At 69.0% G+C, this 8,238-nt stretch carries 10 protein-coding genes; 8 read left to right on the top strand and 2 right to left on the bottom strand.

Features of this window, described 5'->3' with window-relative positions:
• Positions 1 to 180: 180 nt before the first annotated feature.
• The 8 genes from ZRA01_RS14925 (at position 181) to ZRA01_RS14890 (ending at position 6,604) form a co-directional block, all read left to right on the top strand.
• Positions 181 to 1,023: an alpha/beta fold hydrolase gene (locus tag ZRA01_RS14925; protein ID WP_141353599.1), complete on the top strand. Its 843-nt coding sequence runs from the start codon at positions 181 to 183 to the stop codon at positions 1,021 to 1,023.
• A gap of 142 nt (positions 1,024 to 1,165) precedes the next feature.
• Entirely contained in the window at positions 1,166 to 1,654 is a 489-nt protein-coding gene (locus tag ZRA01_RS14920) for a type II secretion system protein N (protein WP_170182986.1), read from the top strand.
• A gap of 137 nt (positions 1,655 to 1,791) precedes the next feature.
• On the top strand, positions 1,792 to 2,424 hold the full coding sequence (locus tag ZRA01_RS14915; protein WP_141353601.1) for a discoidin domain-containing protein: 633 nt from the start codon (positions 1,792 to 1,794) through the stop codon (positions 2,422 to 2,424).
• A 93-nt stretch (positions 2,425 to 2,517) separates the two neighbouring features.
• Positions 2,518 to 3,174 carry a paraquat-inducible protein A gene (locus tag ZRA01_RS14910; protein ID WP_141353595.1) on the top strand — a complete coding sequence of 219 codons (657 nt, stop codon included), beginning with the start codon at positions 2,518 to 2,520 and terminating at the stop codon, positions 3,172 to 3,174.
• Positions 3,171 to 3,827: a paraquat-inducible protein A gene (locus ZRA01_RS14905; RefSeq protein ID WP_141353593.1), complete on the top strand. Its 657-nt coding sequence runs from the start codon at positions 3,171 to 3,173 to the stop codon at positions 3,825 to 3,827. Before ZRA01_RS14910 ends, ZRA01_RS14905 begins: the two co-directional genes overlap by 4 nt.
• Positions 3,820 to 5,454, top strand: coding sequence for a PqiB family protein (locus ZRA01_RS14900; protein ID WP_141353591.1), 1,635 nt, complete (start codon positions 3,820 to 3,822; stop codon positions 5,452 to 5,454). Before ZRA01_RS14905 ends, ZRA01_RS14900 begins: the two co-directional genes overlap by 8 nt.
• A 32-nt stretch (positions 5,455 to 5,486) precedes the next feature.
• Complete coding sequence (locus tag ZRA01_RS14895; protein ID WP_141353589.1) at positions 5,487 to 6,029, top strand: DUF3617 domain-containing protein; 543 nt, start codon at positions 5,487 to 5,489, stop codon at positions 6,027 to 6,029.
• Positions 6,029 to 6,604 (top strand): PqiC family protein, encoded by a 576-nt coding sequence (locus ZRA01_RS14890; RefSeq protein ID WP_141353587.1) that lies wholly within the window; start codon positions 6,029 to 6,031, stop codon positions 6,602 to 6,604. The genes ZRA01_RS14895 and ZRA01_RS14890 overlap by 1 nt, the downstream gene beginning before the upstream one ends.
• A gap of 183 nt (positions 6,605 to 6,787) precedes the next feature.
• On the opposite strand, the gene ZRA01_RS14885 is transcribed toward ZRA01_RS14890, so the two are convergent.
• Together ZRA01_RS14885 and ZRA01_RS14880 are read right to left on the bottom strand one after the other, a co-directional pair.
• The gene (locus ZRA01_RS14885) at positions 6,788 to 7,381 is read right to left on the bottom strand and encodes a hypothetical protein (RefSeq protein ID WP_141353585.1); all 594 of its coding nucleotides are present in this window, start codon (positions 7,379 to 7,381) and stop codon (positions 6,788 to 6,790) included.
• A gap of 76 nt (positions 7,382 to 7,457) precedes the next feature.
• Complete coding sequence (locus ZRA01_RS14880; RefSeq protein ID WP_141353583.1) at positions 7,458 to 8,120, bottom strand: Clp protease ClpP; 663 nt, start codon at positions 8,118 to 8,120, stop codon at positions 7,458 to 7,460.
• Positions 8,121 to 8,238 lie beyond the last annotated feature (118 nt).

Raw genomic sequence — 8,238 nt, 5'->3', positions numbered from 1 at the left:
GGGCCGCTGCGCGCCATCGCCGGCGCGCTGCTCGGCCTGCCGCCCGAAAACTGGCTGGGCCTCGATTTCGCCTGCGGCGAGGCGACCCGCATCGACCTCCACGACTGGGGCACCGTGCTGCGCTGGTTCAACCGCCGCGAAGCCAGCACGGCCAACTGAAACACCTCCAAGAGGCTCCCGATGGACCACTTCATTGCCGACGACGGCGAAAAGATCCACCTCAGGATCAGCGGCGACGGCCCGTCGCTGGTGCTGCTCCACGGCTGGACCTCCAGCCACCGCGACTGGAACCCCTTCATCGACGCCTTCGCGCCGCACTTCCGGGTCTTCCGCTGGGACGCCCGCGGCCACGGCGGTCACCCGCTGAAGAGCCCCGGCGCGCCGACCGCCGAGCGCATGGCCCGCGACCTGCAGAACCTGCTCGACCACTACCGGCTCGACCAGGCTGTCGCGGTCGGCCACTCGATGGGCGCCCTCACCCTGTGGCAATACCTGCGGGATTTCGGCGAGCGCCGCCTGTCGCGGCTGGTGTTCATCGACCAGTCGCCGCGGCTCCTCACCGGCGAAGGCTGGCAGGGCGGCATTTACGGCGACTTCGGCCCCGAGCGCAGCGCCACCTTCATGGCCGAACTGCAGCAGGATTTTGCCGAAGCGGTGCTGCGCCTCGTCGCCCTCGGCCACAACCCGCAGGCCCGCGCCCTTTACCAGGAAAACGCCAACGGCATCCAGCTCGCCCGCGAACGCCTGCGCGCCCTCGACCCGCAGCCGCTGATCGACTGCTGGGCCAGCCTCACCGCCGCCGACTACCGCGACGTACTCGCCGGCATCGGCATCCCGGCCCTGCTGGTGTATGGCGGCGCCAGCAACTTCTACTCGGCCGGCACCGCCCAATATGTGCGCGACAGCATCCCCAATGCCGTGCTGCATACCTACCCCGGCGTCGACCACGCCCCGCACCTGTGGGAGCGGGAACGCTTCGTTCGCGACGTGCTCGACTTCGTCTCCGGGGGCTCCCACGGGTAAATCACGTTAAATCCGTTAATCAGCGTTACAAACACCCCGGAGCACTGCAGAAAGAGTATCCATCGGTGATACGGTGAGCCCTGTTCCCATGACGGAAGGTAGGGCACCGTATTCAAGCCGGTTCGCCCGACGGAGATTCCCTATGCAAGGCTTCGACTACGACCGCATCCAGCGCTTCGTCGTGATCATCGGCGTGGCGGCCGTCGCAGCCCTCTGGCTGGCCGAGGAAAGCGGGCTGCTGATGGTCGCCCCGCCGATCCAGAAATCGATGCTGCAGGCCGCCGCGCCCGACGGCGTGCCCCTCACGCCCCTGTCGCGGCTGGTCCTGCAGGGCGTCATCCCCGGCTCGGGTTCGGCGCCGGGGATCGCCATCCTGGCCGAAGTCGGCAAGCGGCCCCAGCTCGTCCAGGAAGGCTTCCCCTACAACGAAGACATCCGCGTCGAGCGGGTGATGCCAGACCACGTGGTGCTGCGGCGCAAGGGTGACAGCCTGCCGATCGCCCTGCCCCTGACAGTGCTGCCCGGCGTCACCGCCCCCGATGGGCAGAAGCCGCCCGACGGGCACCCCGAAGCCACTCCGCGGCCACCGGAGAACGGCACTCAAAGTGTCGAAAAATCTGACAAAACGTGATTTAAGTCACAAATCAAAAATATAAATCTCAACGTATTCATGGAGATATAAAAATAGGCTCAATCTTTGCTTGATTCAACCATCCGCCGCTAGAAACAGAACACCTGCGGCATCCGGACATCAAGCAACACCCGATCATGAGCCTGCCCACCCTCCGCCAGCTTGCCCTGGCCACCATCATCACCGGCCTCCTGCAGGGCGGTGCCGCCGCAGCCCCGATCAACCCGGCTTCCTACAGCTTCGACCAGGCCACCGATTGCGGCACCTGGTGCTACCACGACCCGGCCTACACCAAGCTCACCGACGGCGTGCTGGGCAAGGCCGGCTGGGCCGTGAACGACGGCCAGGAATGGGCAGGCTGGGCCTACGACCGGACGGTGAACGTGGATTTCGACTTCGGCACCCGTCGCCTGATCGACACCGTGCGGGTCGGCAGCACCCAGGACAGCCACGCTGACGTGATGCTCCCCTCCGTCACGGTGTTCAGCAGCGATGACGGCGCCACCTGGTCGCAGATCCTGTCCCTCAGCGTGGCGGCCACGCCGGCCAACGGCGTCGACCCCAGCAGCAGCGCCCCCCACGGCTTCCTGACCCTGCCCGGCCTGGGCACCGAAGCCCGCTACCTGCGGGTGGCCGCCACCGCGAACGGCCCCTGGCTGCTCATCGACGAAGTGCAGTTCGACGACGGTCTGTCCGCGATCCCCGAACCCGTCACGCTGGCCCTGCTCGGCCTTGGGCTGGCGGCCCTCGGGCTGGTCCGCCGGCGCTGAGCCCGCGCTCCGGCGCGCTCATTTCGGGCCGCCCCCCTTGCGTCCGGGCATCACTGCACCGCAAAATTAACCGTCATTTTCCCGGGGCCGTCCATGCTGGCGCCTGATGCGCACCCCCTCCTGCCGGCCGACCTGATCGCCTGCCACGAATGCGACCTGCTCCAGCGCGAGCCCGCCCTCGCCCCCGGCGAGACGGCCCGCTGCGCGCGCTGCGGCGCCCTGCTGGCGCGCAACCCGCCCGACAGCATCGACCGCAGCCTGGCCCTGGCGTGCACCGCCGCCGTGCTCTACCTCATCGCCAATCTCTACCCGCTGGTCGGCCTAGAGATGCAGGGCCGCCGCGTCGAGGTCACCCTGGCCGGCGCGCTGCACATCCTGTGGCACGACGGCATGGGGCCGGTGGCGGCGCTGGTGGGCGTCACCGCCCTGCTGTTTCCGGTGCTTGAGCTGCTGATGATCCTCGCCGTGCTGGTGCCCCTGCGCCTCGGGCGGGCCTCGCCGCGGCTGGCGCCCTTCTTCCGGCTGGTACGCTCGGTGCAGCCGTGGGGCATGGTCGAAGTCTTCCTGCTCGGCATGCTGGTGTCGCTGGTCAAGCTGTCGCACCTGGCCACGGTGATCCTGGGCACCGCGTTCTGGGCGATGGCGGCGCTGATCGTCGTGCTCACCCTGGCCGGCCGCGCCTTCGACCCGCGGCTCATCTGGCAAACCCCAGAGCAAGCCTCCACGCCAGCCCCGACCGCAACCCCATGACCCACCGCCCCGCCCTCACCGCCCGCCAGGCCGGCCTCTTGAGCTGCCACATCTGCGGCCAGCTCGCCCGCCCGCCGGCCACGGGTGGCCACGCCCTGCGCTGCCCGCGCTGCAATGCACCGCTGCACCTGCGCAAGCCGGCCAGCCTGGCCACCACCTGGGCCCTGGTGCTGGCGGCGGCGATCCTCTTCGTGCCGGCCAACCTGCTGCCGATGATGACCACCGCCTCGCTGCTCGGCACGCAGCACGACACGATCATGAGCGGGGTCATCTTTTTGTGGCAGTCTGGCTCCTGGCCGCTGGCCGCGGTGGTGTTCTTCGCCAGCGTGATGGTGCCGCTGCTCAAGATCATGGCCCTGGTGTACCTGGCCGCCTCGGCCCAGCGGCGATCGCGCCGGCAGCCCTTGCAGCGCACCCGGCTGTACCGGCTGGTCGAGTTCGTCGGCCGCTGGTCGATGCTCGACATCTACGTCATCACCATCCTCGTGGCGCTGGTGCAGTTCCAGGGCCTCGCCACCATCCAGGCCGGCCCGGCGGCAGTTGCCTTCGGGGCGGTGGTGGTGCTCACCATGTTTGCCGCGATGAGCTTCGACCCCCGCCTGATCTGGGACCCGATCGCCGACGCCTCCCCCTCCGAACCGCCCCATGACTGAACCGACGCCCTCCTCCCTGCCCACCGCCCGCGTCGACACGCCGCGGCGCTTCCGCATCCCGCTGGTGTGGGTGATCCCCCTCGTCGCCGCGCTGATCGGGGTCTTCCTGGCCCTCCACACCTGGTACCAGCAGGGGCCCGACATCACCATCCGCTTCAAGACCGGCGAAGGCCTCGAAGCGGGCAAGACGCGCATCAAGTACAAGGACGTGGACGTCGGCCAGATCGACTCGGTGACCCTTGCCGAGGACGGCAGCTATGTGATCGCCGGCGCCCGCCTGGCCCGCTCGGCCGACCACCTGCTGGTGGACGACACCCGCTTCTGGATGGTCAGCGCGCGGGTGTCGGGCAGCGCCGTGTCGGGCCTCGGCACCCTCCTGAGCGGCACCTACGTGGGCCTCGACGCCGGCAAGTCGGCCGAGGCACGGCGCGAATTCACCGCCCTCGACGACGCGCCGGTGGTCAGCTTCGACGTGCCCGGGCGCTATTTCACGCTGCACGCCGAGACCCTCGGCTCGATCGGCGTCGGCACCCCGGTTTATTTCCGCCGCATGCCGGCCGGCCAGGTCACCGGCTACCGCCTGGGCGAGCACGGCAAGCGGATCGAGGTGCGCGTCTTCATCAAGGCCCCCTACGACCGCTTCGTGACCAACGACACCCGCTTCTGGAACGCCGGCGGCGTCGACGTCAAGGTCGGCGCCGACGGCGTGCAGGTGAACACCGAATCGCTCACCGCCATCCTGGCCGGCGGCCTGGCCTTCCTGACCCCCGCCGACAGCCCCGACGAGCCCGCCGCCGCCGAACGCAGCTTCCGCCTGTTTGCCAACCGCGAAGAAGCCATCCGCCGGCAGGTGGACGAGCGCCAGCACTACGTGCTGCGCTTCACCGAATCGGTCCGCGGCCTGTCGGTGGGCGCGCCGGTGGATTTCCGCGGCATCACCATCGGCGAGGTCGTCGCCATCCAGCCCCAGCTCAACCTCGACAGCGCCGACATCAGCATGCACGTCGAAGTCTCCCTGCAACCCGGCCGCCTGCGCACCGCGGGCAGCAAGTCGCGCCTGCCGGCCGGCGCCACCAGCGAAGACGCGGCCTTCCGTGCGTTTGTCGACCAGCTCGTCGCCAAGGGCCTGCGCGCCCAGCTGCGCAACGGCAACCTGGTCACCGGCCAGCTCTACGTGGCCCTCGACTTCTTCCCCGGCGCCGGCGCGGCCCGCCCCGACTGGGCCGCCAGCCCGCCCCGGCTGCCGACCCAGCGCGGCAGCCTCGACGAGCTGCAGACCACCCTGATGCGCATCGTCGGCAAGCTCGACAAGCTGCCCATCGAACAGATCGGCACCGACACCCGCAAGCTGCTCGCCAGCCTGCAGCGCAGCGTCGACGAAACCGAGGCGCTGCTGAAACGCATCGACAATCTCACCGACGGCGAGGTGCGCAGCACCATCGTCGAAGCCCGCTCGGCCATCGCCGACACCCGCAAGCTCATCGCCAGCGACGCCCCGCTGCAGCAGGACCTGCGCGCCAGCCTGCAGGAGCTCGGCCGCGCCGCCCAGGCCCTGCGCCACCTGGCCGACACCCTCGACCGCCACCCCGAAGCCCTGCTGCGCGGCAAGCCCGAGGAAAAGCCGTGAGCCACGCAACGCCGCACGAAAGGAAGCCGATCATGAACACCGCCCACCGCCTCGCCGCCGGCCTGCTCCTGCTGGCTGCCGCCACCGCCCAGGCCGCCGACATCCGCCCCGGCCTGTGGGAGTTCCGCTCCACGCGCATGAGCGCCGCCGGCATGCCCGACATGTCGGCCCAGATGGCCGAAATGCAGAAGCAGATGAAGAACCTGCCCCCCGAAACCCAGCGCATGCTCCAGCAACAGATGGCCGCCCGCGGCGTGCAGCTCGGCAAGGACGGCGCGGTGCGCAGCTGCATCACCCCCGAACAGGCCCGCCAGGACAACATCTACACCGGCAAGACCGACGGCGGCTGCACCCTGGCCAGCGTCACCAGGGCCGGCAACACCGTGCGCGGCCGCCTCAACTGCACCCAGCCCCCGGGCACCGCCGATTTCGAGACGACCATCGCCAGCCCCGAGCACTTCACCACCCGCATCCACATGCGCGGCGCCCAGGGCGACATGCAGGCCGACACCGACGCCCGCTGGGTAGCCACCCAATGCGCCGCGCCGGCCCGCCCCAGCCCCGAGGCCCGCTGATGAAACACCTCCTCAAAGCCCTGCCCGCCCTCGCCCTGGCCGGCCTGCTCGGCGCCTGCAGCAGCACCCCGCCGCTCCAGTTCTACACCCTCGGCCCCCTCGCCCCGCCGCCGGCCGCAAGCGCCCCGGCCAGCACCGGCGCGAGCCTGGTGGTCGGCCCGGTGAGCGTGCCGGCCACCATCGACCGCCTGCTCATCGTGCGCCTCGCCGGCAGCCGCGCCGAGGTTGCCGAGCACCACCGCTGGGCCGCGCCCCTCAAAACCGAGATCGCCCGCCGCGTCGCCGCCGACCTGGCCCGCCGCAGCCCCTACGCGCGCAGCGTCGCCTGGCCCCAGGCCAGCATCGCCGAGCCCACGCTGAGCGTGCCGATCGACGTGCAGCGCTTCGAAGCCGACGGCTTCGAGCGGGTCACGCTGGAAGCCGTGTGGACAATCCGCCAGGCCGGCCGCGACATCACCAGCCGCCGCTTCAGCGCCACCGAAGCCATCGCCGCCCCCACCTTCGAGGCCCTCGCCAGCGCCCACGGACGGCTGGTGGATGCGCTGGCGGCGGAGATTGCGGCGGCGCTGCCGTAGGGGCCCAAGGACGATGCTCAACCCTGACTACCGGGGTAGCCGCAGCGACATCGTCACACTACTGAAAAGCGCCCGCCTCAACGCGCAGACGACTGCGCCCTAACGGATGATGAGGCGGAGCATCGTGGCGCTCGAGCAGAACGGGGAGACTGGTGCCGGATTTCACGGCCCTGGCTCAAGCCCTCACGTCCCCAACCCGACAACGGTGTACACACCGTTCTGCCTGGTCACGTAATAGCTGGTGATCCCGATCACCGGCGTCGCCACACCGAGAATGCTCAGGGTGCGGAAGCTCTCGTCGGGCGCATGGGTGTCCAGAAACTTGCCGAGCATTCCGTTCGTCGACAGTTCATCCGCCATCTCGAAGCCTGCCTGGCCCTTGATCTGTGCCCACCTTGTCTTGCTTGGTGCGTCACCCGAGCTGGGCTTGGCGGTATCCACATGACACACGCGGGTGGTTCCAGCGTCGTTGTAGATGGCCATCACGCAGCCGGTGAATTCGCCGCTGATGGTCTCCTTGCCCCGCATCTGCGAATAAGAGATGGCGCCCGCAACGTAGGGGAGGATGTTGACCGGGTGCTCGCCGGATGTGTCGCCAAAGAAGGTGATGACGTCGCCGCTGGCCGTATAGCTGCCGTTGATGCCTCGGTCTATCTGCCCACGATCCCCACCGACGACCCCACCCCCACCGTTCAGCAGTTCGGCAAGGCCCCTGATGGAAACTCCCTGTCTTATCAAACTCGCCAGCATCACAGCCTCCTCATTCAAGCGCGTCATCAGGCCAGACTCTGCACGGCGCGCCGCCTGGCGTGCCGGCTGCTTTGATCCTAGACCACCCTGGCCCTGAGTCCGCCTATTTCGTACCCGCTCCGCGCGCCACCTTTCTTGCCACCCCTGCAGGCTCCTTGGCCCCCACCGCCTTCTTCCGCACCGCCGGCTTGACCGGCTTCATGCGCTCCAGCCGCCGCCGGATCTCGTCCGAATCCATCCACAGGTCGCTGCCCTGCAGGATGTGGTTGATGTCGGCGGCGCTCAGGAAGGGCGTGCACAGCCGGGTGGTGACCTTCTCGAACCAGTTGCCGAGGGCGTGCACTTCGGCGAGCTGCTCGCTGCCCTTGCCGGCGAAGCTGCTTGAGTAGGTGTGGAACATCAGCTGGCAGTTGTCGTGCACGATCAGCTCGTCGCCCGACAGGAAGATGAAGGCCGCCATCGAATAGGCGCGCGCCTCGAGCACGGTGACCACGTGCGCCTCGGAGGCCAGCATGTTGTTGATGATCTGCAGCCCGGTGTTGAAATCGCCGCCCGGGGAGTTGATGTGCAGATAGATCAGGTCGGTTTCGGCGGCGGTGCGCAGGGTGTAGAACAGCTCGGTGTAGTACTGCGGCGCCTGCAGCTCGCCACACAGGTAGTAGGACACCTGATGGATGGGCATGTGGCGCTCGTAGCGGACGAGCCCGCCGAAGGGCTCCTCGTCCTCGTCGTCGGGCTGGCTGGTACGGCCGGGGTGCTGAACCATTGCTGCGTCCTCCGCTTGAATGGCGACAGGACCCAGTATGCAACCGCCCGCCGCGGGCGACAACGCCCGCTGGCCGACGCGGGGCGCTCAAGCAAACGCAGGGCCGCCCAAAGTTTCC

Origin of the sequence: Zoogloea ramigera, from assembly GCF_006539865.1 — a bacterium.
Taxonomy (GTDB): domain Bacteria; phylum Pseudomonadota; class Gammaproteobacteria; order Burkholderiales; family Rhodocyclaceae; genus Zoogloea; species Zoogloea ramigera.
Note: the sequence above shows the minus strand (reverse complement) of the source record. Positions and strands in the feature narration are given on the sequence as shown.